The organism is Pannonibacter sp. (assembly GCF_051860505.1).
Classification (GTDB): Bacteria; Pseudomonadota; Alphaproteobacteria; order Rhizobiales; family Stappiaceae; genus Pannonibacter.
This window is the reverse complement of the sequence record NZ_JBHYDX010000008.1, coordinates 125,651-151,206: the sequence shown is the minus strand read 5'-3', so window position 1 is coordinate 151,206 and position 25,556 is coordinate 125,651. Positions and strand designations below refer to the sequence as shown.

Annotated in this window: 25 protein-coding genes and 2 tRNA genes; 10 read left to right on the top strand and 17 right to left on the bottom strand. The window is 64.1% G+C overall.

Translation table 11 applies throughout. The features are described 5' to 3' along the window. Positions 1 to 48: 48 nt before the first annotated feature. Positions 49 to 1,227 (top strand): cystathionine beta-lyase, encoded by a 1,179-nt coding sequence (gene metC / locus ACTIFE_RS07970; protein ID WP_439528620.1) that lies wholly within the window; start codon positions 49 to 51, stop codon positions 1,225 to 1,227. A gap of 271 nt (positions 1,228 to 1,498) precedes the next feature. Here the strand turns inward: metC and ACTIFE_RS07965 are convergent, their stop codons facing one another. The 4 genes from ACTIFE_RS07965 to ACTIFE_RS07950 are packed head-to-tail and all read right to left on the bottom strand — an operon-like array spanning position 1,499 to position 5,255. Then, positions 1,499 to 1,813: a lipid-A-disaccharide synthase N-terminal domain-containing protein gene (locus ACTIFE_RS07965; RefSeq protein WP_439528619.1), complete on the bottom strand. Its 315-nt coding sequence runs from the start codon at positions 1,811 to 1,813 to the stop codon at positions 1,499 to 1,501. Between the two features lie 36 nt (positions 1,814 to 1,849). Beyond that, positions 1,850 to 2,599: a glycosyltransferase family 2 protein gene (locus tag ACTIFE_RS07960; RefSeq protein ID WP_439528618.1), complete on the bottom strand. Its 750-nt coding sequence runs from the start codon at positions 2,597 to 2,599 to the stop codon at positions 1,850 to 1,852. Continuing rightward, on the bottom strand, positions 2,596 to 3,513 hold the full coding sequence (locus tag ACTIFE_RS07955; protein WP_439528617.1) for a phosphatase PAP2 family protein: 918 nt from the start codon (positions 3,511 to 3,513) through the stop codon (positions 2,596 to 2,598). The genes ACTIFE_RS07960 and ACTIFE_RS07955 overlap by 4 nt, the downstream gene beginning before the upstream one ends. Continuing rightward, a complete protein-coding gene (locus ACTIFE_RS07950; RefSeq protein ID WP_439528616.1) occupies positions 3,510 to 5,255 on the bottom strand; it encodes an ArnT family glycosyltransferase in 1,746 nt (581 codons plus the stop codon). Before ACTIFE_RS07950 ends, ACTIFE_RS07955 begins: the two co-directional genes overlap by 4 nt. A gap of 242 nt (positions 5,256 to 5,497) precedes the next feature. Between ACTIFE_RS07950 and ACTIFE_RS07945 the strand changes: the two genes are divergently transcribed. Then, the gene (locus tag ACTIFE_RS07945; RefSeq protein WP_439528615.1) at positions 5,498 to 6,055 is read left to right on the top strand and encodes a CAP domain-containing protein; all 558 of its coding nucleotides are present in this window, start codon (positions 5,498 to 5,500) and stop codon (positions 6,053 to 6,055) included. Between the two features lie 260 nt (positions 6,056 to 6,315). Here ACTIFE_RS07945 and ACTIFE_RS07940 read toward each other — a convergent pair whose 3' ends face one another. Further along, complete coding sequence (locus ACTIFE_RS07940) at positions 6,316 to 7,401, bottom strand: Tim44 domain-containing protein (RefSeq protein ID WP_439528614.1); 1,086 nt, start codon at positions 7,399 to 7,401, stop codon at positions 6,316 to 6,318. A gap of 341 nt (positions 7,402 to 7,742) precedes the next feature. Beyond that, positions 7,743 to 8,930, bottom strand: a complete 1,188-nt coding sequence (locus tag ACTIFE_RS07935; protein ID WP_439528613.1) for a YcaO-like family protein — start codon at positions 8,928 to 8,930, stop codon at positions 7,743 to 7,745. A 572-nt stretch (positions 8,931 to 9,502) separates the two neighbouring features. Between ACTIFE_RS07935 and ACTIFE_RS07930 the strand changes: the two genes are divergently transcribed. Both ACTIFE_RS07930 and ACTIFE_RS07925 read left to right on the top strand, forming a co-directional pair. Further along, the gene (locus tag ACTIFE_RS07930; protein ID WP_106752333.1) at positions 9,503 to 9,772 is read left to right on the top strand and encodes a hypothetical protein; all 270 of its coding nucleotides are present in this window, start codon (positions 9,503 to 9,505) and stop codon (positions 9,770 to 9,772) included. 82 nt (positions 9,773 to 9,854) lie between these two features. Next, positions 9,855 to 10,175 carry a hypothetical protein gene (locus tag ACTIFE_RS07925; RefSeq protein WP_439528612.1) on the top strand — a complete coding sequence of 107 codons (321 nt, stop codon included), beginning with the start codon at positions 9,855 to 9,857 and terminating at the stop codon, positions 10,173 to 10,175. 21 nt (positions 10,176 to 10,196) lie between these two features. Here the strand turns inward: ACTIFE_RS07925 and ACTIFE_RS07920 are convergent, their stop codons facing one another. Continuing rightward, positions 10,197 to 12,275 (bottom strand): BTAD domain-containing putative transcriptional regulator, encoded by a 2,079-nt coding sequence (locus tag ACTIFE_RS07920; RefSeq protein ID WP_439528611.1) that lies wholly within the window; start codon positions 12,273 to 12,275, stop codon positions 10,197 to 10,199. A 212-nt stretch (positions 12,276 to 12,487) separates the two neighbouring features. Here ACTIFE_RS07920 and ACTIFE_RS07915 point away from each other — a divergent pair, with 212 nt between their 5' ends. Further along, positions 12,488 to 12,739: a hypothetical protein gene (locus tag ACTIFE_RS07915; RefSeq protein WP_439528610.1), complete on the top strand. Its 252-nt coding sequence runs from the start codon at positions 12,488 to 12,490 to the stop codon at positions 12,737 to 12,739. Between the two features lie 694 nt (positions 12,740 to 13,433). On the opposite strand, the gene ACTIFE_RS07910 is transcribed toward ACTIFE_RS07915, so the two are convergent. The 4 genes from ACTIFE_RS07910 to ACTIFE_RS07895 all read right to left on the bottom strand — a co-directional run bounded on the left by ACTIFE_RS07910 (position 13,434) and on the right by ACTIFE_RS07895 (position 17,464). Next, positions 13,434 to 14,459 carry an AbrB family transcriptional regulator gene (locus ACTIFE_RS07910; RefSeq protein WP_439528609.1) on the bottom strand — a complete coding sequence of 342 codons (1,026 nt, stop codon included), beginning with the start codon at positions 14,457 to 14,459 and terminating at the stop codon, positions 13,434 to 13,436. Between the two features lie 9 nt (positions 14,460 to 14,468). Continuing rightward, positions 14,469 to 15,974 (bottom strand): tripartite tricarboxylate transporter permease, encoded by a 1,506-nt coding sequence (locus tag ACTIFE_RS07905; protein WP_439528608.1) that lies wholly within the window; start codon positions 15,972 to 15,974, stop codon positions 14,469 to 14,471. Positions 15,975 to 15,984: 10 nt separating this feature from the next. Beyond that, positions 15,985 to 16,425: a tripartite tricarboxylate transporter TctB family protein gene (locus ACTIFE_RS07900; RefSeq protein ID WP_439528607.1), complete on the bottom strand. Its 441-nt coding sequence runs from the start codon at positions 16,423 to 16,425 to the stop codon at positions 15,985 to 15,987. A 70-nt stretch (positions 16,426 to 16,495) separates the two neighbouring features. Further along, a complete protein-coding gene (locus ACTIFE_RS07895) occupies positions 16,496 to 17,464 on the bottom strand; it encodes a Bug family tripartite tricarboxylate transporter substrate binding protein (protein ID WP_439528606.1) in 969 nt (322 codons plus the stop codon). Between the two features lie 213 nt (positions 17,465 to 17,677). On the opposite strand from ACTIFE_RS07895, the gene ACTIFE_RS07890 reads away from it, so the two are divergent. From ACTIFE_RS07890 to ACTIFE_RS07880, 3 genes are read left to right on the top strand one after another with little or no spacing between them, the layout of a single operon-like run. Further along, positions 17,678 to 18,346, top strand: a complete 669-nt coding sequence (locus tag ACTIFE_RS07890) for a response regulator transcription factor (RefSeq protein WP_439528605.1) — start codon at positions 17,678 to 17,680, stop codon at positions 18,344 to 18,346. Beyond that, complete coding sequence (locus ACTIFE_RS07885; RefSeq protein WP_439528604.1) at positions 18,333 to 19,775, top strand: sensor histidine kinase; 1,443 nt, start codon at positions 18,333 to 18,335, stop codon at positions 19,773 to 19,775. The genes ACTIFE_RS07890 and ACTIFE_RS07885 overlap by 14 nt, the downstream gene beginning before the upstream one ends. After that, complete coding sequence (locus ACTIFE_RS07880) at positions 19,772 to 20,833, top strand: ABC transporter substrate-binding protein (protein WP_439528603.1); 1,062 nt, start codon at positions 19,772 to 19,774, stop codon at positions 20,831 to 20,833. Before ACTIFE_RS07885 ends, ACTIFE_RS07880 begins: the two co-directional genes overlap by 4 nt. Before the next feature lie 116 nt (positions 20,834 to 20,949). Here the strand turns inward: ACTIFE_RS07880 and ACTIFE_RS07875 are convergent. Both ACTIFE_RS07875 and ACTIFE_RS07870 read right to left on the bottom strand, forming a co-directional pair. Continuing rightward, a tRNA-Arg gene (locus ACTIFE_RS07875) sits at positions 20,950 to 21,026 on the bottom strand. Between the two features lie 114 nt (positions 21,027 to 21,140). Then, positions 21,141 to 21,446 (bottom strand): ETC complex I subunit, encoded by a 306-nt coding sequence (locus ACTIFE_RS07870; protein ID WP_439528602.1) that lies wholly within the window; start codon positions 21,444 to 21,446, stop codon positions 21,141 to 21,143. A 453-nt stretch (positions 21,447 to 21,899) separates the two neighbouring features. Between ACTIFE_RS07870 and ACTIFE_RS07865 the strand changes: the two genes are divergently transcribed. After that, positions 21,900 to 22,088, top strand: coding sequence for a hypothetical protein (locus ACTIFE_RS07865; RefSeq protein ID WP_439528601.1), 189 nt, complete (start codon positions 21,900 to 21,902; stop codon positions 22,086 to 22,088). Positions 22,089 to 22,302: 214 nt separating this feature from the next. Beyond that, positions 22,303 to 22,794, top strand: a complete 492-nt coding sequence (locus ACTIFE_RS07860; protein ID WP_439528600.1) for a hypothetical protein — start codon at positions 22,303 to 22,305, stop codon at positions 22,792 to 22,794. Here the strand turns inward: ACTIFE_RS07860 and ACTIFE_RS07855 are convergent. The 4 genes from ACTIFE_RS07855 to ACTIFE_RS07840 all read right to left on the bottom strand — a co-directional run bounded on the left by ACTIFE_RS07855 (position 22,772) and on the right by ACTIFE_RS07840 (position 25,405). Beyond that, positions 22,772 to 23,476 (bottom strand): hypothetical protein, encoded by a 705-nt coding sequence (locus ACTIFE_RS07855; protein ID WP_439528599.1) that lies wholly within the window; start codon positions 23,474 to 23,476, stop codon positions 22,772 to 22,774. The two genes, ACTIFE_RS07860 and ACTIFE_RS07855, sit on opposite strands and share 23 nt — an antisense overlap. A 252-nt stretch (positions 23,477 to 23,728) precedes the next feature. Beyond that, a tRNA-Pro gene (locus ACTIFE_RS07850) sits at positions 23,729 to 23,805 on the bottom strand. 172 nt (positions 23,806 to 23,977) lie between these two features. Continuing rightward, on the bottom strand, positions 23,978 to 24,544 hold the full coding sequence (locus ACTIFE_RS07845) for a DUF192 domain-containing protein (protein ID WP_439528598.1): 567 nt from the start codon (positions 24,542 to 24,544) through the stop codon (positions 23,978 to 23,980). Positions 24,545 to 24,823: 279 nt separating this feature from the next. After that, a complete protein-coding gene (locus ACTIFE_RS07840) occupies positions 24,824 to 25,405 on the bottom strand; it encodes a cold-shock protein (protein ID WP_439528597.1) in 582 nt (193 codons plus the stop codon). Positions 25,406 to 25,556: the final 151 nt, after the last annotated feature.

Here is a 25,556-nt window from a genome sequence, read left to right as displayed (position 1 = left end):
ATTGGCGATTCCCCCGTTTCGGACAGAAACGCAACTGCGACGGTGAACATGAGCAAGAAAACGGCACCAACTGATCAGAAACCAGACACAATTATTGTCCACGCCGGACGGCATCCGGACGCATTTCATGGTTTCGTCAACCCACCGGTGGTGCATGCCTCGACGGTATTGTTTCCAGATACCGCACATATGGCGCCCGGTGCCCAGAAGTATAATTACGCCAGGCGCGGAAATCCGACAACAGATGCCCTTGAGGAAGCGCTGACCGCGCTGGAAGGCGCGGCGGGGGCAAAGCTTGCCACGTCGGGGCTCAATGCGGTGGCGATTGCCTGCCTGTCCTGCCTCAAGGCAGGAGATCATTTCCTGGTCGCCGACACCGTCTATGGTCCGACGCGGCATTTCTGCGATACCGTGCTGCCGCGCTATGGCGTTGAAGTGGAATACTATCTGCCGGAACTTGCCGGCGGGATTAGGTCGCTGTTCCGGCCCAACACCGCGGCCATCTACACGGAGGCGCCCGGGTCCCTGACGTTCGAAATGCAGGATATTCCGGCAATCACGGCTGCAGCGAAAGAAATTGGCGCCTTCGTGCTGATGGACAACACCTGGGCAACGCCGCTGTTTTTCAAACCGATCGCCCACGGGGTCGATCTCTCCATCCAGGCCGGCACGAAATATATCGTCGGCCATTCCGACGTGACCATCGGCACCATCGCGGCCAGCGAACGTGCCCTGCCCGGACTGACCGAGTTGCACGGTGCGATGGGCGTGCATATCGCTCCCGATGATGTCTATCTGGCGCTGCGTGGCCTGCGCACCATGTCGGTGCGGCTGGAGCGGCACTACCGCTCGACACTGGCGGTGATCGACTGGCTCGTCGCCCAGCCGCAGGTGGCGGCGATCCGCTATCCGGCGCTGCGGCAGGATCCGGGCCATGCGCTGTGGGCACGGGATTTTTCCGGCGCCAGCGGGCTTTTCGCCTTTGATTTCGCGCCGGGTGTCACCAGAGCGCAAGCGAGCGCCTTCCTGGACGGCCTCAGCCTGTTTGGCCTTGGCTATTCCTGGGGCGGTTTCGAGAGCCTTGCGATCCCGGTCCGGCTGGCGGGGGTTCGCACTGCCGGGACACCGCTGCCGGGTGGGGAAAGCATTCGCCTCAACATCGGGCTGGAAGACCCGGAGGACCTGATTGCGGATCTTTCTCGCGGCTTTGCCGCCATGGCTGGTTAGGCCGCAAAAAGGGCGGGCTGAAACAGCCCGCCCTCAGACGACGGACAAACCCTATAAAGTCATCCCGGACGCAGCGAAGCGGAGATCCGGGACCGGAGAGCCAAGGTCTCTCGGGGGGTAGCGCATTGAAATATTGAGGCCTCGGCTCTCCGGTCCCGGCTCGGCGCGGCGCTTGGCCGGATGACGGCGGTGAGGTCAAGGCTTGTCATAAGCTTCTGGGCGGGCTGAAACAGCCCGCCCCAAACTTCGTCCAGCATGTCAGAAACGTGTTTCAGATCGTCGGATCCCGGCGCTTTTCCTTGAAGATCAGCCAGAGATTGCGGAAATAGATGATCAGGCCGAGCGCCTGACCGGCGATGAACACCGGATCCTCGCGCTGGATGGCGTAGACCAGCAGCAGCGAGCCGCCGCCGATAGAGAAGAACCAGAAGGCAACCGGTACAATGGAGCGGCCGACGCGTTCCGAGGCGATCCATTGCACGATGAAGCGCATGGAGAACATAAACTGGGCGATGAAGCCCAGGATGACCCAGAAGTCGATCTGCTTGACGAAGACGTCGTGCAGCCACTGAAGCAAGTCAGTCATGTCAGGTTTCCCGGCAGGGGCGACAGAAGAACGCAGTCAGGCGCTGCGGTCCGGCGCGGGCGTGATCACCGACACCGCCGGGATGGCCTTGCGCCGGCGGCGCAGCCACCAGACACCGAAGAGATCCAGGGCACCAATCAGCGCCCGGTCGAAGATGCCATATTTCGAGGTGCCATGCCGGCGCTGACGGTCGAGTACATCGACATGCACCACGCCATAGCCCTCGCGGATGACCAGCGCCGGCAGGAACCTGTGCCAGCTGTCGAAATAAGGCAGTTGCAGGAACACGTCGCGGCGCAGGGCCTTGAGGCCGCAGCCGCTGTCACGGGTGTTGTCCTGAAGCAGCGCCCCGCGCAGGCGATTGGCCAGTTTTGAGGCAAGGCGCTTGGCCCGGCTGGCCTTGCGACCGATGCGCTGGCCGGCCGCGAGCGCAACCGCCGGTCCACCGTCCTCGAGTGCCTTCAGGAGTTCAGGGATATAGGCCGGGTTGTTTTCGCCATCGCCATCAATCGTTGCCACGACACGGCCACGGGCATTGAGCACCCCAGTGCGCACTGCTGCACTTTGGCCGCAGGCGCGGGCATGGCGGAGCGGCCTGAGCCAGGGATGGGCCGAGGCATAGGCCGCCAGCACCTGGTCCGTGCCATCGCTTGAGCCGTCGTCAATGACCAGAACCTCGAAGGGCCGCCCCTCAAGCGCGGACGCAATCTCGTCCAGCAGGATGGGCAGGTTATCGCGCTCGTCCTTCGCGGGAACGACGACAGTGACATCTGGCGTGTCAGTCATTTGATGGCCTCCGCATCTGCCGCCGGACGCAGGGCCGAGCGGCGACCCGTTGCGATCAGCCACAAGGCGCGCAGGCCGGTCGCAGCCGAACGCTGGCTGATGATCGGCACGATGCTGCCATTGGCCGACAGGGTGAAACCAAGCCGGCGCCGGGCCATCCAGCGGGCGCAGAACAGGGTCACCGTCATGCCGAGCAAGGTGCCGGCAACCACATCAGACGGATAATGCGCGCCGACCATGATGCGGCTGAACGCGGTCCAGAAGGCCAGGACGATGATCAGCCAGCGCCAGGTCGGGAAAATCAGGGCAAGCGCTGTCGCCAGTGCTGCAACGGTCGTCGAATGGCCGGAGGGAAAGCTGGTGTAGGCCCCGTGCAGGATGAAGGGATCGAAGGCGACCGGGCCGACTTCCTCATAAAGCTTCGGCCGGGCGCGGCCGAGGATCCACTTGAACACGAGTGCCAGGATACCGGTCAGCGCCACGCTGTAGAAAACAAAGGCCGCATAGGTCCAGATCATCGCAAGGGTCAGCCGGACCCGGCCGCAAAGCCGGTCGAAGTCGGCAAAGGCGAGGTATCCGAGACAGAACAGGCCCGTCGACCACAGGATCCAGTGGGCCTTGCCGAAATCGGTAAAGCTGGCGAAGACTTCGCGGTAGCCCGGTGGCAGCGAGCGCAGCCAGGGATAGGTCGGAATATCCGCCAGGATCAAAGCTATGCCGACGGTCAGGAGCAGGATGGCCAGGATGTCCTGCGGCCTCTGGCCAGCCGGCAGGGGATCATGCAGGCGTTCAGCCCGGCGACGGCGATTGCCGATGATCGCGCGGACCTGGCGCCAGTTGCCAAGAAACCGCGCCTTGACCGCCGCAAGCCGGGATTTCCAGCCGAAGCTGTCCGTCTCATACCTGTCCGTCATTGTACTGCTGGTCCTGCCACGTAGAGCCCGAGGTCGAGGGTGCGACCGCCATTGATATTCACGCCCTCTACCCTGCCCCTGAGTTCCGGCACAAGTCCGGTTGCAGCAGCGGCGGCAAGAAAGCTCTCCTCCTGTCGCTTCTCGATCACGGCAATGCGGCAGGGATTGGGCATCTGAGCCGTCTCCGCCAGGAACGCCGCCGCTGCGTCACCGGGGATGAGCCGGGTCTGCGTGCCTTGCAGGAAGACGAAACTCGGCTCGCTGAAGCCACTGGACGACACGTCCGGCGCCTCGCAGGACGAGACTTCGGAAATGGCTGCGGCCAGACGGGGGCTGACCCAGATCGTCTCAAGGGCCGGGCCGGAAAAGCCCCAGACGCCGCCGGTCATCAGCACCATCGCGGCTACGGCGCGCGGCAACGCCGCCAGGGCTTCGCCGTGAGCCAGGCGGATGGCCGCCCACAGGCCAAGGAGCGCGGCAAAGGCGCAAAGCACGACGCCCGGAGGCGACGGCCACAGACCCAGAGCGAAGGGACCGGCCACCACCGCGCCGAGAATCGCCACGGGCAAAAGCGCAACCAGCCCCGCCGACGTCCAGCGCAGGGCGCGTCCGGCTGTTGTCCCCGCCCCCTCCACCAGCGCCGCAGCGGTGACCAGCGCCAGGGCTGGCAGCAGCGGCATGGTGTAATGCGGCAGCTTGGTTGCCACCAGTTCGAAGACAATCCAGGACGGCAGGAACCAGGCGAGCGCAAAAAGTGTCAACCGGCTGTGCCGTTCGGCCCAGATGCGCGGGGCGGCCAGCAGCAGAAAGCCCGGCAGCGGCCAGAACACGGCAAGCATCGCCGCCAGATGGGTCAGCGGCGGCGCACCATGGCTTTCCTGCCCTTCGGACACCTTGCCCAGCAGATCGCGGCCGATGGCCTCCTGGAAGAAGCTGCCCTCGGTGGCAATCCAGATCGCCACAAACCAGGGCAGGATCAGCAAGAGCATCCAGGGCACGCCAAACAGGGGCGCGGCGGCGCGGAACCATGAGGCGCTGCGTGTCAGCAGCATAAGGGCGGCAACGGTCAAGCCGACCACCATCAGGATCACCGGGCCCTTGACCAAAACGCCGCCGGCCATCGCGGTCCAGAAGACGAGGGCAAGGCCCCAGCGTGGTGCGGGACTGTTCGCCAGAAACAGGCGGGCCAAAGCGCCTTGCGCCAGGACGATCGTAGCAAACAGGGTCGCGTCGGTCTTGCCGAGCCGCGCCTCGACGCCGAGGATCAGGGCGGCTGCGACCAGCAAACCGGCGACAAAGGCAACCGGCGGGCCGGCGAAGGCACGCGCGGTCCAGTAGGTCAGGAGAACCACCGCAAGGCCGGCAATCAGGGACGGCAGCCGGTAGACCCACAGCGGGGCATCGGCGCCGTAGCCAGTCGCCTTGGCAGCAACCACCTGTAGCCAGTAGATGCCGATGGGCTTTTTATAGCGCGGCTCGTCCTGCAGCCGGATATCGACATAGTTGCCGGTCTCAAGCATCTGCTTGGAAGCCTGGGTGAAGCGAGGCTCATCCCGGTCCAGCGGCGGCACCGTCCATTGCCCGGGCACGAACAGGATCAGCGCCAGCAGCACGAGTACGGCCGGCGCGATGATGTCATGGCCGAGAAGACGCAGCCAGACAGGACGCTTCACAGGCGCGGGGGCTGCGGAAACGGGAGACGGGCCATCGGCCGGGCTGTGCTGGTCGCTCATGCTGCTCATGGTTCGCCTGACGCATCGGGATGAACACGGGCGGGCTCCCCAGGCCCGGACGCATCCGCTCATTCAATCGCGCTTCCTACAGGAGTGCGGGGAAAAGGGAAACGGAAGACTTCCGCTTGAAGGGACCGCCAGCGGATGTAATGCAGGGCTGACGCGCAGAAAAGCCCCATAAAAGCCTGCCTCTCGACTTGGCCTTGCCGCCAAACTGTCCTACTGCGAGACGATCCGATCCGGAGCGCCAGATGAAACCGCCGATGCAGACCCGTCGCCTGTTCCTTACCAGACTTGGCCTTGCCCTTGCCCTTGGCCTCGCCCTTGCAAGTTGCGCCGGGCTGGAACCAACCAAGCTTGGCCCTGCGACCGTCATCGAGCCCGTTGCCGTGGATGAACCGGCCATGCTGGCACAACTCAATGCCTATCGCGCCAGCAAGGGCGTGGCCCCCGTCTCGCTGGACCCTCGGCTGACGCAGGTCTCGGCGGACATGGCCCGCTACATCGCCGAGCGCGACAGCATGAAGACGCGGCAGCACAGCGCAGAAGGACTGTCGGGACGGCTGGATGCGGCAGGCTACCGCAACTATGCAGGGGCGGAGAACCTCGGGGCCGGTTACGCCTCGCAGGAGGCGGCCTTTGCCGGCTGGCAGGGATCGGCCGGACACGACCGCAACCTGCTCAATCCCTATGTCACGCGGATGGGTCTTGCCCGGGTCCGTCGCTCGGACGGGACCTGGCGGCATTTCTGGGTGATGACCCTGTCACGGCCAGAGGCTGATGGCCGGCCGGTGCTGGTGAACCGCTGACGGGCGCAAAAAAGCCCGGCACCTGGCCGGGCTGAGGTTGATGACAAGCCTCGACCTCACCGAAGTCATCCCGGCCAAGCGCAGCGCCGAGCCAGGACCGGAGAGCCGGGGCCTCTATATTTCAATGAGTTACCCTAGGAAAAACCTCGGCTCTCCGGTCCCGGGTCTCCGCTCCGCTGCGCCCGGGATGACGATAGAGGGTCTGCCATCAGCCTGAGCCCGGCACCTGGCCGGGCTCGGTTTCATCACAGCACACTGGATCAGGCGGACACGCCCTGGATTGCGGAGAGTTTCCAGTCGCCGCCGCGCTTGCGGGCGAAGGTCCAGATCTCGGTGCTTTCACCCGGAAGGTCCGGATTGCCCTCGATGACGTCGCCGGTCTCGCGGTTGAGCATCACGTCGATGCTCTCATAGCGCATGGCAACGGTGGCATAGTCGGTGCCGTCTTCATGCCAGGCCTCGGCGAGATCGCCCTGCAGCAGCTTGACGTCCGTGACATGGTTGCGGCGGCCTTCGGTTGCCAGTTCGCCCAGTTCCTCGGCAAGGTAAGACATGGCCTCCGGGGTGGCGAGACGGCGCAGGGCGGCGAAATCCTCGCGGCCGTAGGCCTCCTGCACGTCCGTCAGCATCTGCTCGAAGCGGTCGAAATCCGCCCCTTCGATCTCGATTGGCGTCCCGGCCAGCTGGGCAGCAGCAGCGTCGGACGCCCCGCCAGAGAACAGGCCGCCAGCGAGACCAGCAAGGCCACCGGTTGCCAGTGTGGCGGTGTTTGTCGCCATGTCGGAGCGGGCGTTCATGCCACTGGACTGGCTGTTGAACCGGTCCGCGTCCGGACGCGGCCTTGCACCGCCGGCAGATGCATAGGCCGGCACCGGGGTCGGCTGACGCCGGCTGGCCAGGAACCGCATCACAAGCATCACGATCAGGGCGATGACGCCGATCTGCAGCAGCAGGCCGAAGAAGCCGGCCATACCGCCCAGTCCCTGCCCCATCAGCATGCCGATGAGACCGCCGACCATCAGGCCGCCCAGCATCGAGCGGCCAAAGCTGCCGAATAGGCCTGGCTGCTGGGCCGCCGGGGCCTGTGCGCCCGGACGGGCCGCCTGGTTGACGCCCGGGTTGGTCGGGCCGGGGTTAGGGGTCATGGAACGCTCAATCGGCGCGGCAGTGCCGGGCGCGGTCGGGGTTGCCGGTGTTGACTGGAAGGTGCGTGTGCCTCGGCTGCCGAAGCCTCCGCCACCGCCCGCGCGACGCGCCTCAGCATAATCGGCGGCAATGAGCAGGGCAGCAAACCCGAGAATGGCGGCAGTCGTAATACGGGTGAAACGGCGAGACACGGATGGCATTTCCTTCTCCGGTAACGGGCTCCGAATGACGGGCTCCGGTTGACTACAGGCCTTAACAAACGGCCCTTTGGAGTGGATATGGGGTTTCCCGTAGGGATTTGAAAGACATGCCGCCAAGGATCGGGAGAAATATTTCCAGATATTTCCAGACACCGGCCTCAGCGGCAAAAAAAGAGGCGGACCCGAAGGCCCGCCGTTAAGTCTGGTTTCCAGAGACCCCAAGAGGGGAACCGGCGAGAGCCGGTGAGAACGCCGCTCCAAAAGTGGAGTTTCAATCTCATCTTTTTTCTAGGCCGGGACCGCCTGCGTGTCAAGCGTACACCTTTGCATCGACGGCGCCATCAGAACGGAAACGGTCGACTGGAGAAATCTCTCTCTCTTTCAATGCCTTGTTGTCCGCCTTCCGCATGGTCCGGTCCATTGAGACGCCAGCCTCCGAAGCGCGGCTGCCAGTCAATCAGGTCGGGACTGACCACTTTCGCACAGGCAAGACCAATGTCCGGGCGGGTCAGATCGAGGATATAAACCCTCATCCGCCGGTCCAGCAGACTGGTGGCCAACGCGTCCGGCGTGAAGGCGGGCGGAAGACTGGTCGCCGCCACAGCACTGTCCGGAACAAGCCGGAACTCCGTTCGGATGTCACGGTTGAGTGCCAGATCCAGCGCGGGCGGCAAGCGATTGGCACCGGGCATCTGGCCGGACAAGCCAGAGAGCCGGAGATCGAGCATCCGCTCCCCCTGAACCAGTTCGGCAAAGGCCGAGCGGATCGCAGCGGCCGCATCGGCAGCCGCCGCAAAGCCGCCGACACCCATCCGCCCGTCGCCTGTCCAGGACAAGGCCATCACGACATGCTGTGCCAGTTCGCTCGGAAGCAGGAAAAATCGGGTGACGCGCTGACGGTCAGCGATCCAACTTGCACAAATTTCAGGCAGAACCTCCTGTACCACCCCCATGGCAAGCGGAGTTATCCCCAGCCGGTTGTACCACCAAAGGCCCACCGCATCGCGCTCGCCGGCTTCGGCAAGGGCCCTGCGGCGCGCCTCCTCCCGGTCCGCCCAGACCGCCGTTCCAACGGAGGACGCAAGCGGCAAGCCAGTCAGACCAGACCAGGTGCCCTCCCCGATCAGTTGTCCAAGTGACGGAAGCTGAACGGCCCCACCCCCGTCAAGGGGCACCGCAGCAAGTCGGCGGGGCGACAGCGCGTTCCAGTCAATCGCCGTGCCGGTCCAATGCCGAGCCAGAACCGGGTAGGTCCGGACCAGAGCCTGCTCCTGCCCTGGGCTGAAGCGCAGCAACGTCCCGGCCGCAATTTCCGCAAGCCCCTGATCGTGAACATGAACGAGCGGATCCGTCAGGCCGCGGGACACGAGACTGAGGCGTTCGGCCATCTCCCCGAGGCAGGATTGCAGCGCTCCGAGCCGGCTTTCCCCCTGCCCGCCGCTGACAAGTGCCTCAAGGCTCTTCAAAGCATTGGCACGCCAGCTGTTTTCAGATGTTGCCGTGACACTGGCGGCCGGCGCATCCAGCATCGCAGTCACCAGACAGAGACCGCTGCCGTCCACCGGAAGGGCCCGGATCGCCAGCGGCCACGCCTCAAGAAGCGGCAGGAAGGGCGTGAGATCGGGCGGCAGCGACGCAGCGGGCGCAACGGCCTCGGGGACGCTTGCTCCCGTTTGCTGCAGACCCAGAACCTGACCGATCTGAGCAAGGTTTTTCCGGAGGCAAGACGAAGCTTCCCGGCCCGGCGCAAGCGGCCCGCCCCCTCCCTTTAAGACAGTGTTAACTTTATCCACAGCCCGGGACCATCCGCCAGTTGCGTTGACGGGGAGCCTGACAGCCCCCCTTGCTGAACGCAATCGGGGCGATGAAGGTAAAGGGGCTCGGACGGACCATGCGGTTCCGGTCCGGCAGCAAGGTCCTGACCTGCCGGCCTGGAACCCTCCACTGGCACCGGCCAGGGCTCAACAACAAGACATCCGTTCCAACACCGGCCCACAACGGGCCCAAAGACCCAACGGCAGGCCGCGGCGCACCCCAAGCACCAGCGGCAGCGGGACACTCATGCCCGCCGCCTGGTCTTTGCGACTGACAGAGGTTCGACATGCGTCAGGAAATTACCCGTGACTCACTCGTCAGCTTTGGCGCCCGCATCGGTCAGCTGGTCAACACCGGTGAAGCCAGCGAAGCCGCCGCGCTCGTTGAAGCCGCAACCTCCGGCACCACCGTGCTGGCCGACGGTGTCGACAGCGTGCATCTCGTTGTTCCTGCCGATCTGGACGCTGCCCGCGTGGAAGCCGGCGACGCGGCCTATTTCGCCGAACTCGGCCGCAAGGCCCTGGGCATCTGCTTCTACGAAATCCTGCCCGAGTAACTGAAAACCCTGCCTGGAGGCCCCGCTTCACCAAGCGGGGCTGATGGCCCGGCCTCCTGCCCGACCTCACGGAGAAACAGCCATGGCTCGCTTCCCGATGCCTGCCAGCAAAGTCGCGGCCCTCGGACGTGTCCTTGCCGAGGCCGGAACGGATCCATCCAAGCGCAAGGCCCTTGTCGACAATCCGAAAGCCGTCTTGGCCAAGGCCGGTGTACCGGCGGATGTCATCGCGCTGTTCGACTTCACCGTCGTTTGCGACACATCCGCAAAGCGGCACGTGGTGCTGCCTTACCGCTACAATCCGGCCAAGCTTGACCGGGTCGACGAGGACTATCTCAACGGCATTGCCGACAGCACCCTTGGAACAGCAACCGCACCGGATGCGGCCAGCGGGCGCAACTGAGGCAGCCGCATCGCGCGGCAGTCACAGGCGACGCAGACCCAGCGTCTCACGCAAGGTGTCGAGCGCGGCATTGAACGTCGCCCGGATCGCCGGCGCCTGGAACATGTTAACCTGCTCGAGCCAGGCCGTCAGTTCGGCTGAATGGGCCGATGGATCGAGCCGGCCGAACTGGGTTCCGATCCGCTGGAGGAGCATGGACCGTGTCGCGGCCGCCTCTTCCGTCAGGCCGGCGCCATGCTGGGCGGCAAGACGGGTGGCAAGGACATGGATGTTGTCGATCGGCCCCCGGCGGGAATAGTCGGCCGCCCGGTCGAAATCCCCCGAGGCGAAGAAGATGTTTGCCATGTAGCCGTAGACGATGCGCGGCGTCGTGGCCAGGCCCTCAAAAGCGCGGAGGGCGAGTTCGGTCGCCTTGCCGATATCGCCGATATGCGCCAGAGCCTCGGCGGCGGAAATGGTGTTCATCGGATCGAGCGGGTTGAGCGCGAGCGCCTGTTTGAACGCCCGTCCAGCGTCATCGGCGCGGCCGGACTGGATCAGCGTCCAGCCGTTCATGCGATGGTTGACCACCTGCCAGGGATCCAGAGCGACTGCCTTCTCGGCAAGCGTCAGGACTTCGTCCTGGTCGAGGCTGCCGATCCCCGGATAAGGATAACACAGCGCCTGTTTCATCAGGATCGAACAGCGACCGGCATAGATCAGACTGAAATTGTCGTGAGACTGCTCGAGTTCGCTGAGGATCTGGAGGGCTTTGCGGTCGGACGCAAGGTTGAATTCCCAGATCAGCGCCTCGGCCTGACACCAGCGCGAAAACGCCGAGCGACCGGGACGCTGGCGCAGCCGGCCGATGATATGGCCATAAACCCGGCTCACCGTCCGGTAGACGGCCTCGATCCGCTCGGAGCGCGAGCGAGCAAGGGTCAGGTCAATGACTTCGTTGAAGGCGATCTGGCCGCTGCTGCGGTTCTCCAGCTGGACGTAGATCCGGTTCAGCATGCGGTCGCGGCGGAAGCGCAGCAGGAAACTGCCCAGTTCACCGCCATCCACCCGCATCGGCGCCGTTCCGTCCTCGCCCATCCAGTAGGCCGCCTCGAACAGTTCGAAACAGCGGTAGGCCGAAAGACCGGCGACGATGTCATCGCGCAGCGACAGCGCAACATGATCGGCCTCGCGCTCGAAGGACAGACTGGCAATCGACAGGACCGGCAGGGTGATGTCCCGGCGAAGCGCCGGCAAGTCCACCATGGAATCAGCCATGGATTGCCCGGAGGGGATCGGTGCGGCGGACGCCGTCACCGGCGACGCCTCGGCCGACAGATCTGCCGGCGGCACCAGGCGCGCGAGGTGCGGTACGGCCTGGCCCGCCCTGGCCGGCTGTTCCAACAGTTGCAGCGTCGCCGGATCCGGCTCCTCGTCGAGAAGGTTACGCAATTCCCTCGTGCAGTCGCGCAGCTGCTGCATGGCCCGTTCGCGCCGGCCCTGGTCCAGAAAATGCCGGATCAAGGTCTGGTGGGCAAATTCATTGGCCGGATCGAGGCTGACAAGAAAACCGGCTATGACCTCGCGCTGCATTGCCGCGCTCGCGTCCGTCACCCGCCGCAGCGCCTCAAGCGCAGTGACAGCCTTTTCGATGACGCTGGAGCGCACCCGCTCCTGCTCCAGCCCGAGCCATTCGGCAAAGGCCGGATCGATGGCGTCAAAGCCACTGAGAAAGTCACCGCCCCAGAGACGGGCAAGCCGGTCGGCGTCGAAGGGAACCTGGCCGGCCAGGAGCTGCTGCAACAGATCGAGGTCGGTGGTGAGGGATTCGCCGAGCAGACTGATCCCGGTGGGCGTCGCCTCGATCAGTGGCACCCCGCAGGCCGCCTCCGCCTGGCGGACATGCGAGACCGCCTGGCGCAAAGAAACGGTTGCCCGGTTGCGATCGCCCTCGCTCCACAACAGCGCGGCGATTTCAGATCGGGTGGCGGAAAAACCCGGTCGACGCAGGAGAAACCCGATCAGGGCCAGCGATTTGCGCGTCTTGAACGAGAACGGCTCGCCCCCCGGCGCGAACAGGCGCACCGGGCCAAGGCATTGCAGGAAAAGTCGTCCAGGCATCGTCAATGTGTCGCTGAGGCCCCATTATCCCGGATGACCGTCAGCCTCCGGATCGCGCGGTGCCAGCTTGACTCAGGCCCGCGTCCTGTCACCGTATCACGCAAGTTTCACGCTGCGAACGGATGATCGCGCCGCAGGATGCAGATGGCCGGCCCGATCGGGCACGCGCCGACCGGTCCAGTGAGGCCCAGTAGTAGAACGGTAGGATCCAGATGTCGAAAGCTGCCGATATCACCCAGAGCCCGAACGCAGTCGCGGGCCATGACAGCGACCTCACGAATGAGTCGCTGAAGCGCATGATCTATTTCACGCGCCGCGAGGCGGAAAAGGATGGCCGCGCCTTCTGCGCCTATCTGCTCAGCCTGGCCCTGAAGGCCCTCGACGAGGAATCCGAGGAAATCAACGCGGCCATCAAGTCGAAGTTCACGCCCGTCGATCGGGTGCAGGACATGACCGCGAACTGATCAACCACAGCCAAAAGCCTGCCGTTTCGCGCGTCCCCGCCGCGATGGCAGGCTTTCACGCATGATAAAGCAGCCCGCCGCTCTCATTTCCGACCAAACGACGTAGAAGTCAGGTCTTCGTCTAAGCTGTAATCTTGGTCGCTGATTGCGTCGTGGTCTCCCGCTGGCTTCGGCTTGCATGATCCACTCTTGTATCGCCTGCCAAGGCCAGGGCACCGCCTTCTTCGGCTTGTTCCGGTTGCCAGATGCGTGGCTTTTAAGGCCGCAACGCTCGGAGGCCGGGTCCTTTGTTGCATGTTTCGATGATTGACCGGCGTCGGCACGCCACCGATCCCGCCGGTTCCTGCTGCGGTTGCGCGCGCCTGCCCTGGCTGGTCCCCTGATCCGCTCGGCAGCCGCCGGAGCGCAGACAAACCGAAGTGTCTTTAGTGGCCATGAGAATGGCTTCGAAGGCCCTACGCGAAACGAGACACTCCAGAGAATCAAACTCTACGCTTCGCAGGAGCCGAGCTGCCGCAAGGTCAGAGCGCACATGAAGCGGCTAACAACGAAGATTAACTGTGGATAACAAACGACTGAATAATCAACGGATATTGAAGCTTGTCACCAAAGCAGTCGGACGCCGGCAAAATAGCAGATCCCAGAGCGTTATCGCGAGATGAAGTGGCGCGCTGTCAGGCCTACGTCGTGTTGATCAGCGTCCAGCCAGGCGCAAGGCCAGCGGCAGAAGGGCAATCACCGCGATGATGCGGAAGATGTGATGCGTGGCGATAAATGCCGGATCATAGCCAAGTGCAAGTCCGATGGCCGCCATGCCCTCGACCCCGCCCGGAGCAAAAGCGACCCAAACCACAGGAAACGCGAGGCCGGTCAGCCAGGCCACGCACAGTGCCCCGAGCGCTGACAGGGCCACCGACACGGTCGTCACCGCCAGGCCCGCTGCCGCAAGGACCTTCAGGTCTGACCGTGCGATCCGGGTGAACCGGCTGCCGATCACCGCACCGGTGACAACGAAGCCGAAGAAGACAACCGGGCCGGGCAAGAACCCCTGTACCCAGCCGAGGGCATGGGCCAGCCCGCTGACCGCCAGCCCCGCCAGAAGATAGGCTGCCGGGCTACCTGCCCTCTCGAGCGCCCAGCCGCAGGCCATGCCGGCCAGAATGAGCACCAATGTCGGCAGCAGGGCGAGCGGCCCTGCCCCACCGGCGGCGCCTGGACCGGATGCGGGCACGCCGGCCAGCGCGGCGATGGCCGGTGGCAGGCACAAGGTCACTAGAAGCAGCCGCATGCTTTGCAGGACCACGACCGAGCGCAAGTCGCCACGTCCCTGCCCCGCCAGCACCACCGCGTAAGACAGGGCTCCCGGCGACACCGACAGAGCCGCGGTATCGGGCTGAAAGCCAAACCGGCGCACCAGGAGGCGCCCGGTCAAAGCCATGGTCAGCACGATTGTCAACGCCAGCCCGAGCAGGCTGACCGGCCAACGCGCGATATCATCCATGATGTCACTGGAGATGCCGGCCCCAAGCGACAGCCCGATGATGCCGAAGGCCAGGTTGCGCAAGGGGTCGGGCACCACTGGACCCAGTCCGGCAAACGCTGCTGCAGCCACCGCCGCCGTGGCACCGAGCAACGCGCCGGCCGGCACTCCCGCCACGGCGAGAAGCGCCGCAGCGGGAAAGCCGATGCCAAGGGCAACCGATAGTCCACGGACGTTCACCGTCGGGCCCTACTCGTCGTTCACAACCGCCCGGCGCCGCCGGGACAGCCAGATCGGCAGGATCACCATGCCCGCCGCAAGAGCATAGAGCATGACCGAATTCACCGACTGGAACAGGATGCCCCAGTCTCCGCCCGAGATCGACAACGCGCGGCGCAGGTTGTCCTCGAACAGGCGGCCCAGCACGAAACCGAGGATGATCGGCGCTATGCTGAAGTCGAGCTTGCGAAGGATCCAGCCAAACACCCCGAGGGCTGTGATCATGAAGAGATCATGCGGGTTCGACACCACCGAATAGACCCCGATGAAGGCCATCACGGCGATGAGCGGCGACAGGTATTGCTGCGGTATGGTCAACATGCGGGCAAACAGGCCCACCAGCGGCAGGTTGATGACCAGCAGGGCAATGTTGCCGATATACATGCTGGCGATCAGGCCCCAGGCGATCTCGGGGCGGGTCTGGAACATCATCGGTCCCGGCGTGACCGAGAACAGCATGAGCGCGCCAAGCAGGATCGCCGTGGTGCCGGACCCGGGAATGCCCAGGGTCAGCATCGGCACCATCGCGCCCCCCGCACTGGCGTTGTTGGCGCTTTCGGGGGCGGCAAGGCCGCGGATATCGCCGTCACCAAACGTGCCTTTGGCGCCATTGATGCGCTTTTCGGTGCCATAGGCGACCGCTGAAGCAACAGATGCGCCCGTGCCCGGCAGAACACCGACAAAGAAGCCGATGATGGAAGACCGCAAGATCGTCCACTTCACGTCCATCATGTCGCGGAAGCTGACGAAGGTCTTGTCGATCTTCAGCGCCTTAAGCTTGCCCGAGAACTGCTGTTCGACCAGGCTGATCAACTCCGCCATCCCGAAGAAGCCGATCACGATGACCAGAAAGTCGATACCAGCCAGAAGGTCAGGCACCCCGAAGGTGAAGCGAACCACCCCGGTGTTGGCATCAATCCCGACCGAAGCCAGCATCAGCCCGATCACCGCCCCAAGAAGCGTCTTGACCGGGTTCGAGCCAACCAGCGAGGCAAGACAGGCAAAGGCAAAGACCATCAGCGCAACATAGTCGGACGGCGAGAAGGTGACCGCATAGGAGGCCATCAGCGGGCCGAACAACGTCATCATCACCACGGCAAAGGTGCCACCGATGAACGAGGCCACCGCCGAGAGCGAGAGCGCGCGTCCGGCCTCGCCACGCCGGGCCATCGGGTTGCCGTCCAGCGTGGTCATCACCGCGCTGGCATCGCCGGGCACATTCAGGAGGATCGAACTGATCCGCCCGCCAAACTCGGCGCCATAATAGACGCCCGCCAGCAGGATCAGCGCAGATTCAGGCGGGAGTTTCAGACTGTAGGCAATGGGCAGCAGGATCGCCACGCCGTTGATCGGCCCGAGGCCGGGCAGCGCGCCGATCAGTGTGCCGGCAAAGCAGCCGATCAGAACGAGGAACAGGTTGAAAGGGTCAAGCGCAACGGCAAAGCCCTGCCCAAGTCCGGTAAGGATGGCGTCCATCGGTATGCCCTCAGAGCCAGGGTTTCAAAATGCCCGCAGGCAGGTTCAGGTTCAGGAGCACCGTGCACATCGCATATCCGAGAATGCCGGATGCCGCGCCGAACACCACGGCTCTGCTCGGGGTCGCGCCCAGGAACAGGCTGAGCACCGTGCAGAACGCCCAGGTGGACAGGATGAAGCCCACCGGTTCATAGGCAGCGGCGTAGCCGAAGAGCAACGCCACCAGCACCGCCAGACGGAGCAGCGTGGCGCGGGTCAGGTTCAGATTGGGAATTTCCGGCCGGATGACAATGAAGCCGGCGCAGATGATCGCCACAAGACCCAGCAGCCGGGGCCAGCCTTCCGGCCCGACCGGGTCATACTGGAATGGTGCCTTGATGACGGTGAAGGCGATGTAGGTATAGCCGAGTGCGACGAGCAGCAGCACTCCGGCAAAAATGCGGTCGGCCATGGCGCCCTCCTTGCGCGAGACGACGAGGACCGGGCGGCAGGCAGCCACCCGGTCCGGACGAGAAGGACGATTACTGGATCAGACCGGTTTCACGTGCGATGAGACGCATGCTCTCGACACCCGTCTTCATCTCGGCGGCAAATTCCGCCCCCGCCTTGTTGTAGGGCAGAAGGCCCTTTTCGGCCTGGTTCTTGGCGAAGGCCTCGGTCGCATAGGCAGCGTTGAAAGCCGCAACCCAGGCATCATAGTCCGCGTCCGATACGTTCTTGCCAAGGTAATAGCCGCGCACAATCGGCCAGACTACGTCATAGCCCTGCTCGCGGGCCGTCGGGAAGCTGTCATAGGGTGCGCCCAGGCGCTCCGGCGCCAAGGTGGCCAGAACGCGCATGGTGCCGGCCCCGATATGGGCGGCCTGCTCGGCAACGTCGCCGGTATAGACCTGGATGGAACCACCCAGAAGCGCCGCGATGGACTCGCCACCACCATCAAAGGCGACATAGCGCATGGCGCGCGGATCAGCGCCCACGGCCTTCAGAAGGATTGCGGCCTTCATCCAGTCCTGCGACCCGACCGATCCACCGGCCCCGAAGACAATACTCGTCGGGTCGGTTGTGACAGCCAATACGACGTCTTCGAGCGTCTGGAACGGGCTGTCGGCCTTGACCACGACCGCACCGTAATCCGTGCCGGCAGACGCCAGCCAGCGCACGTCATTCTCCGTCCAGGCACCGTATTTTCCGGTGGCGATGTTCAGCAGAGAACCAGACGAGAAGGCGACGATCGCATTGCCGTCATCGGTCCGGGTGGTGTTGAACAGGTTATAGGCCACCGCGCCGATCCCGCCGGGCATGAAAGTGACCTGCATCGGTTCCTTGAACTGTTCGGCAAGCCCAGCCTGCGCCACGCGGCAGGTGAGGTCGAAGCCGCCGCCCGGGTTGGCAGGAGCAATGCACTCGGGCCGCGTGATGTCGGCCATCGCGGCAAATCCGGACATGCCGACGAGCGCGACCGTCGCCACAAAGAGTTGTGTGATCTTCATCTGGTTTCCTCCCGTTTGTCGTTGGCAAGAGCAGCAGCGCCCATCCAGAGCCACGTTCGGTGACCTGGGGTGCAACAGCCTGTTCTCCTCCACCTCTGTGCCTAACTGACGGGACTGACCGTGGCTTGACGCGAAACTGACGCGACGCTGACATGGGCCTGAAACGGGTGGTTTCCGGCTGGCAAAGCATCGGCGAGATGGCATACTCCGGCCATGCGCATGCTCCTGATCGAGGACAATGACGAGTTGGCGGAAATGGTCATGGACCGTTTCCTGGCCGAAGGGCACGCCATCGACCGGGAGGCAGATGGCGCGATGGCCGACGCCTTGCTCGTACACAGTCATTTCGACCTGCTCATTCTCGACATCAACCTGCCCGGCCTGCAGGGCACGGAAGTCCTGCGCCGGTTGCGCGCGCGCGGCGACCGGACGCCGGTTCTGATCCTGACCGCCCGTTCCGAGATCGACGACCGTATTTCCGGACTGGACCTTGGCGCCGACGACTATGTTGTGAAGCCCATCGATTTTCGGGAACTGGCGGCCCGCGCGAGGGCATTGGTGCGCCGGCGTTCGGGTCAGGCAGCGAACCAGTTCATCGCCGGCGGGCTGGTCTATGACCGTGCAGCGAAATGCGCGACCTTGAACGGTGTGGACCTGCAACTGCGGTCCCGTGACGTGCAGCTGCTGGAGGCGTTCCTCGGCAGCCTGGGCCGGGTGCTGTCGAAGGAGGAAGTCGCCGACCGGCTCTACACCTTTGAAGAGACCCCGACCCTGAATGCTGTCGAGCAGGCGGTGGTGCGGTTGCGCCGCAAGCTGGAGGGATCACCGCTGCGCCTTCGGACAATTCGCGGTCTGGGATATATTGCCGATGTTCGCGACTAGGATACCCGACCGGCCGTATTCCCTGCGGCGGCGGCTGATGGCAGCCATGCTCGCCGGGTTCACGGTCATCATGGCGGCGCTGGCCTTCGGGTTGTGGAACTATGCCCGCGACGCCGCCGATACCACCTTCGACCTGATGCTGGACGGGGCCGCCATCGCCATTCTGGAAAGCGTCACCGCAACGCCCTCCGGCATTCAGGTCGACATTCCCAATTCCGCCCTCGAAATTCTCGCCCTCGTCGAGGGCGACCGTGCCTTTTACCAAGTGTCGACGGCGGACGGCACGGTGCTCACCGGGAATACCGATCTGCCTGCCCCGCCGGGCCTGGGTCCGCGCGCCTCGCTTCCCGTGGCCGACAGACAGTTCTTCGATGCGCCGCACACGGGCGAAGCCGTCCGTTTCGTCCGTCGCCAGTTGTCGGTGCCAGGCATCACCGGCCCGGTCGAGGTTGCCGTCCAGGTCGGCCAGACCCGAGGCGCGCGCGATGTGATGCAGCGTGACCTGTTCTTCAGGGGCATGGCAATGCTTGCCGTGCTGGCCCTGATCGGCCTGGTCTGCGTGCAGTCCGCCATCCATCTGGCAATGCGCCCCCTCGCCGGAATCGAGGCCGATATCCAGGGCCGCGACCCGGCAAACCTTGCGCCGCTGCGCGCCCAGCCGCCGCGCGAGATCGCGGGCCTGATCGCTGCGATCAACGGGTTCATGCGGCGCCTTGATGCCAGCAAGGACAACGCCGAGTCCTTCATCGCGGACGTGGCGCACCAAATCCGGACGTCCCTTTCAGCCCTGCGCGGACAACTGGAACTGGCGTCCGAGACTGTCGATGCTGCGACCCAGCGCAAGCGGGTTGCGAAGGCGGCTGACCAGGCCAGCCGGACGATCCGGTTGACAAACCAGCTTCTCACCCACGCCATGGTCATCCACCGGGCAGACACCGCCCCGCAGGAGGCGGTCGACATGATCGACATCGCACGCGGCCTGATCGAAGAGGTCAACCGGAGCCCGGATTCTTCAGCAGAGCCGGAATTCGAGGTCCAGGTGACCCCAGGTGCGGAGGACCTGATGGTTGCCGGTGACCCGGTCAGCTTGCGCGAAGCCATGCGCAACCTGGTCGACAACGCCCTGCGCCATGCCGGTACGGCACCGCTGGTGCGCATTGCCCTGTCGCAGGGTGAACTGGGCGGGCAGACAGCACTCGACCTTCGTGTCGAGGACAATGGTCCAGGCATCGCCGAAGCCGACAGGACCCGGGCACGCCAGCGGTTTTCCAGCCTCGGCTCACGGGGCGGCTCCGGCCTCGGGCTGGCGATCGTCGAGGCCTCGGTTAAGGCGCACGGCGGCCGGTTTGAACTCGACGTCTCGCCGGAAGGAGGGCTTTCGGCGCGGCTCCTCCTGCCCGCAATGCCCATCCGGGTGGCTGCGGCATGATGCGCGCCCTCACCCTCGCCTCTGCCCTCGCCTCTGCCCTCGCCCTCACTCTGACCGCAGGCCTGAACGCGGCTGCGCTGGCGCAGCAGCTGAACATCCACAGTGCCACCGACACGTCGGCGATCAGCAACGTAGTTACCAGGTTCGAAGCAACAAACCCCGGAGTTCAGGTCGTCTACACCGAATACAACACCTCGGAGCTGCACAGCGCCGTTCTTGCCAACGGCGGTGCTGGAATGGATGTTGTCATTTCGTCCGCCATGGACCTCCAGGTCGACTTGGTCAACCGAGGCCTTGCCCGGGCGTTTCGTCCGCGAGATTCCGCCGCCCTGCCCGAATGGGCCTCCTGGCGGGACGAGCTTTGGGGGTTCACCTTCGAACCGGTTGTGATGGCCTACAACAAGCCGGCCTTCGAGGGACGCGACCTGCCGCGCACCCGGTTGGAACTGGCCAGCCAGATCCGCGATGATCCTGCCTTTTATAACCGGCGGGTCGGAACCTATGACGTGGCCGTCTCGGGCGTCGGCTATCTTTTCGCAACACAGGATACCCGCCGGGGCTACCAGTTTCCCCGCCTGGTCGAGACGCTCGGCCGCGCGCAGGCGCTCACCTATTGCTGCAGCAGCCTGATCCTCGAAGCCCTGGGGGAAGGACGCCTCGTCTATGGCTATAACGTCATTGGCTCCTATGCGCTCGACATCGCTGCACGTGATCCGCGGATCGGCCTTTACCTCTTGGACGACTATACCCTGGTCCTCAGCCGCACCGCCTTTGTCCCCCGCAAGGCGGAGAACCCGGAACTCGGCCAGCGTTTCATCGCCTACCTCCTGTCGCGCGAAGGGCAAGCTGAAATTGCGCGCTCGGGCGGACTGGTGCCGATTACGGCTCTTGATACTGTCTCCATGCCGGAACGGGTCGTCGATTTCCTGCGCGGCAAACCCCTGTTTCCCATCCGTCTCGGCCCCGGCCTCCTGACCTATCTTGACCGGATGAAGCGGGCGCGATTCCTGACGGACTGGTCCGCATCCTTCGGACAACCTGATGCCCCGGCGCCGTAGGCCTTCCGGCGCCGGGCCGCCTGAGAAGCGCGGCTCGCCGGCTGGACCTCAAGTGCTGTCGCCGCTCAAGCAGCAGACGTTTGCAGACCGCAGGAGACTTGTTTGAAAAAGAGGACTGGCGACCCCGGCAGGACTTGAACCTGCGACCATTCGCTTAGAAGGCGAGTGCTCTATCCAGCTGAGCTACGGGGCCAATTGATGTCCGTTGAAAACGGGCGAAGCTCCGGTCTGTACCGGAGCCAGAATGCGTGAACCGCCAACCGCTGATCACGTCCGGGACGGATGTGTCCCGACCAGCCAGCGCGGTTCAATGGGTCCAGGGAGCAGACCGGTCAAAGCGGAAATTATCCGAATAGGACGCGCCGCGGACGATGCGGTCCTTTGGCTTCTCGACGCGATAGGCAACCCCGAGACGCGACGCGCAGGCCTCTGCCTCCTCGACGGTCTCGAAATACAACCGGACCTGCTGCTTCATGTCTGACGATGAGGTGTACCCCATCAAGGGCTCGACGGTCCGGGCCACTTCCGGCTCATATTCGAGCACCCAGCGCTGGGTCTTGCCCTTGCCCGACTGCATGGCCGTCTTGGCCGGCCGATAGATGCGCGCAACCATGTCGCGTGTCCTGATGTTGACTGTATGTCTCGCGCGTCCCGGAAGCCTTTGCCAGCCATAGCCAGGCAGCGCGTCTGCGCCGGCCCCGAAACATGCCCCGTTTTCCGCGTGTTTGGCATCAATGTCAACATGATGCTGCAGATCGCAACCCACGCGCGCCCATAGGACAGCGATCACGGCCCGCCGGCCTGCTGCAGAACCGGAGAAGGAGGAGAAAGGCAGGGAGGACGCGGCCTGCCCTTTGGAAAAGCGGCCAAAGTCTGCCAAATACAATCGGCTTTGCACCGACGATTGCTTTCGCACCGGCGAAATAGGATTTACGTTCATCAGACAATTATTCGGTCGGACATCTGGCGTTCGCCCCATTGCCCTGACGCCAGCAAAACCGGCCTTCCAGGACCGATGCCCAAGATGATACCGCTGCGCATGAGCCAGTACCAGCATGAGCACAGCATGCCCACGAATGCCCGGCTCATCCGCCTGAGACAAGCTGTTGAGGAAAAGGGCCTGTCCGACATGTGGGACATGATCCTCAGCATCGACTACCAGGTGTCGCATGTCGGCGACCTGCTGCCGGAGATGCGGGAGCAGTTTCTTGATGTAATCGATCTGCTTGTGCGCGCTTTCTCGCGTGAGGCCTGACCGGCTTGCCATTCGAATGGCCATCGCCCGCCTTCACGCCAGGGCGTTGCGAACGGGGGTCGGCAAAAGCAAAGCGGGGTCCGGCAGGGTCTGCAGATAGGCGTGTCCTGTCAACAAATCGCGATCCCCTCAAAAAAAGAATGCGGCAATTTGGGATCAAGCTCGATATGCCTGACGCAGGGCTTTTCGATTCCAAACGACTGCACTCGATATCATGCTGGCGCGTCCGAACTACATGTTTGCCGATCTGGGACTTGATGCCATTGACCGGGGTCTTGCCGATCCGCGTCTCGCGCGGTTCCTTGAGGATGCGCGCGCATCGGGCGGCATTGCCGACAACCGGCTGCGCCTGCACATGCCCCATCTCAGCCTGTGCTCCGACAAGGTTGCCGATGGCGTGCCGCCACCGATTTTCTACGTCGGGCAAGACTGTTCGCAGCGCCAGCTGTTTGGCGACGACTGGACGCGATCCCCTGACTCCGGCCTGCGGACACCGGATGCGGAGCTTGAGGCGGCTGCCGCCGACGGCTATCTCATCGCGCTGGAACGGGGGGCTTATTATGGCTATGCACGCACCCGGCTGCATCTGAACGGCGCCCCGGTTGAAGTCGCCTTCGAGCGGCTGATCATCGCCCTGCGTCCCCGGGCCGGCGCGCCGACCCGGTTCTGCGCCTATTACGGCCTCATCCAGTCAATCGAGCGCTGATATTACGCGCCAGCGTGACGAGATCGGCGTGGCTCGACCAGACCAGCCAGTCATCCGGCCGGATATGCGCCGGCGGTACGATCCAGTGAGTGCCACGCGGGGCAAAGCGGCGGTAGCCAACCCTGAGGCCGAACCCCTTCAGGGCGTTTGTTTCGGCCATCAGGCCATAGAGCCAGTCAGGCTGCCATTTCAGGAGAGCGACAAGAAATCCGGTCTGGGTCAGTTTTTCGGCGAGACCGCGGCCGCGCAGGTCCCGGCGCAGCCAGAGATTGCCGTGGTAGACAATACGGCCACTGAGTTCGAAGGCGTCGGCGGCATGGGCGCCGCCGAGTCGGGCGGTGCCGCCTGTGGGGTCGGCGAAGATCCGGCGCTGCTGCTGCTGCCAGAACACGGCCAGCGGACGATCGCGCAGATCCTCCACCTTTGCAGCCTGCAGCGAGGCCACTTTACCCTCCCCGTCCCGGACGCCGATCCAGAAGGCATTGCTGGCGTGCAGGTCGAAAAACCGGGAGGAGAAATCCTCCATGAGATACTGATCCTCGCTTGCCTGAGCCGCCTGTTCGAAGGCGGCAAAGTCAGCGCTTTCTTCCAGCGTCAGGCCAGCCGCCCGGATCTCGCCCGTCAGGCGGCCCAGGGCCTCGGCGGCAACGAGGGTGGATGTGTCGAAACTGTCCAAAACCATCTACGTCCCCAACATGTTAGCCCGCGTGAAGTTACGCGGCGCGGCAACAGTGGAACGGACGCGGTCTGGTGGAAACCAAAAGCCGCTTGGCAATGCAGCGTTGTGTGTGGCAGGCCGGCCTGGCCAGGCAGAAGCGGGCAATGGCATGAGGCGGCAGCGAGCGAACAGGGGCTGCCGGGTACGCTGGCTCCCACGGTGCTCCCGCAGGCCAGATCCTGTCGCCGGCGAACTCTCGCCAAGTGCTTGAAAAGATGGTCGGGGCAGCAAGATTCGAACTTGCGACCCTCTGCTCCCAAAGCAGATGCGCTACCAGGCTGCGCTATACCCCGATGCCTTGAATTTCATGGGTTTTGACGGGTTATAGCGCCACTGTCAATGCGAACAAACGCGGAAAATTTGGGAGAACACGGAATGAACAGGTTAACATTTCCCGGAATTGTCCCGGAGTGTGTTCACATTGTATTCTCGCCTTGAAAAACACTCGGTAATGCGGCGCAAGCCTCAGCGGCGCTGGATGCTGGGGGCAGTGACGCTCTGGCCAGGTTCGATGCCAAGCCGGGCCGAGGTTCCGGCAACCACCTCCAGCACATAAAGCGCCGGAACGCCGGATGAGATGATCTTCTGCGACAACGGCGTGGTATCGGGCGCGATGGACACGATCTTCCCATCCGCGCCGATGAAAATCATGTCGAGGGCAACATAGGTGTTCTGCATCCAGAAATGCCGCTCGCCTTCGCGCTCGAAGACAAAAAGCATGCCGGCGTCGGCCGCCAGTTCCTTGCGGTTCATCAGCCCGATGGCACGCTGCGCCTCGGTGGATACGACTTCGGCAACAAAGGACACGGGGCCCGTCGCTGTTGCAATTGCCACGGTTTCGACCGGAAGGCCGGCGGCTGACACCGTGGCGGCGCGGGCGGCACGGGCGGCAAGGACGCCGAACAAGATGATAACACCAATCAGCGCGGCCCGGGCAAGGATTGCCGCCGCTTCACGCCAAGAGGCCGTCGGAGCCGGGTGGCCACGAACGGGAAGGGCGCGCGACGGCGCCGTAAAATGGGTGATACGCATGACAAAGTCCCCCTGGACAACGCAAACTCGACTTTACTGATGACGCCGGAACACACCGACATCCGGCCTCCTCGCAGAAGCCCCTGCCCTTTCCAGCGGCTGCCGCTTCTGCGACCACCCCCATCAGGGCTTGCACGCCTTGCCGCCTGGCCAAACACGCCAAGCAGCGAAGACAACAGCTCATTGGCTTGCGGCGAACCACACTCCTTCGATGTCGCCGGAAAACTGTCCCGGCGGCTCGTGTCCTGACTGATCACACGTCCCGCCTGAGCCGACAGCTCAGTGGGACGACGGGATATGTGTACCGGAGCCAACGGGCCTGATTTCCGCAGCCATGCGGCCTTTCGGACCCATGCCGAAGCGAACCAGAACGTCCTGGCCCGGGCGAAGCTCCGTAATGCCGAAGCGGCGGAGGGTCTCCATGTGGATGAAGATATCCTCCGAGCCCTCGCCCTGGGTCAGGAAGCCGAAGCCCTTGACCCGGTTGAACCATTTCACGCTTGCGCGCTCAAACCCGGTTTCCGGCACCACCTGAACGTGGGTGCGGGAGGGCGGCAGCTGGGACGGATGAACCGCGGTGGATTCGTCCATCGACAGGATGCGGAAGGCCTGCAGCCCCCGTGCCTTGTCGAGCACTTCGCAGATGACCCGTGCGCCTTCATAGGCGGTCTGGAACCCGTCGCGGCGCAGGCACGTGACGTGGAGAAGAATGTCCGGCATGCCATTGTCCGGCACTATGAAGCCGTACCCCTTGGCGATGTCGAACCACTTGATGGTTCCCGCGACCTCGATCACGTCGACGCCGACCTCGTCGGCCATCGCCTCGATCAGTCGGGGATCCTGTGCCGTCTTTCCCCCCATCGTCCAACGCCCCATCATCTACGCCGCATCAGCCAGCGGGCAGAAGTCTTGTCCGACTCACGCACCCCCTGATTCCTAACAAAAGGATAACACCAGCCCGCCCCTCCACCAGAGGATTTTGTTAACTAACCACAGTTGCATCTGCTGCAAT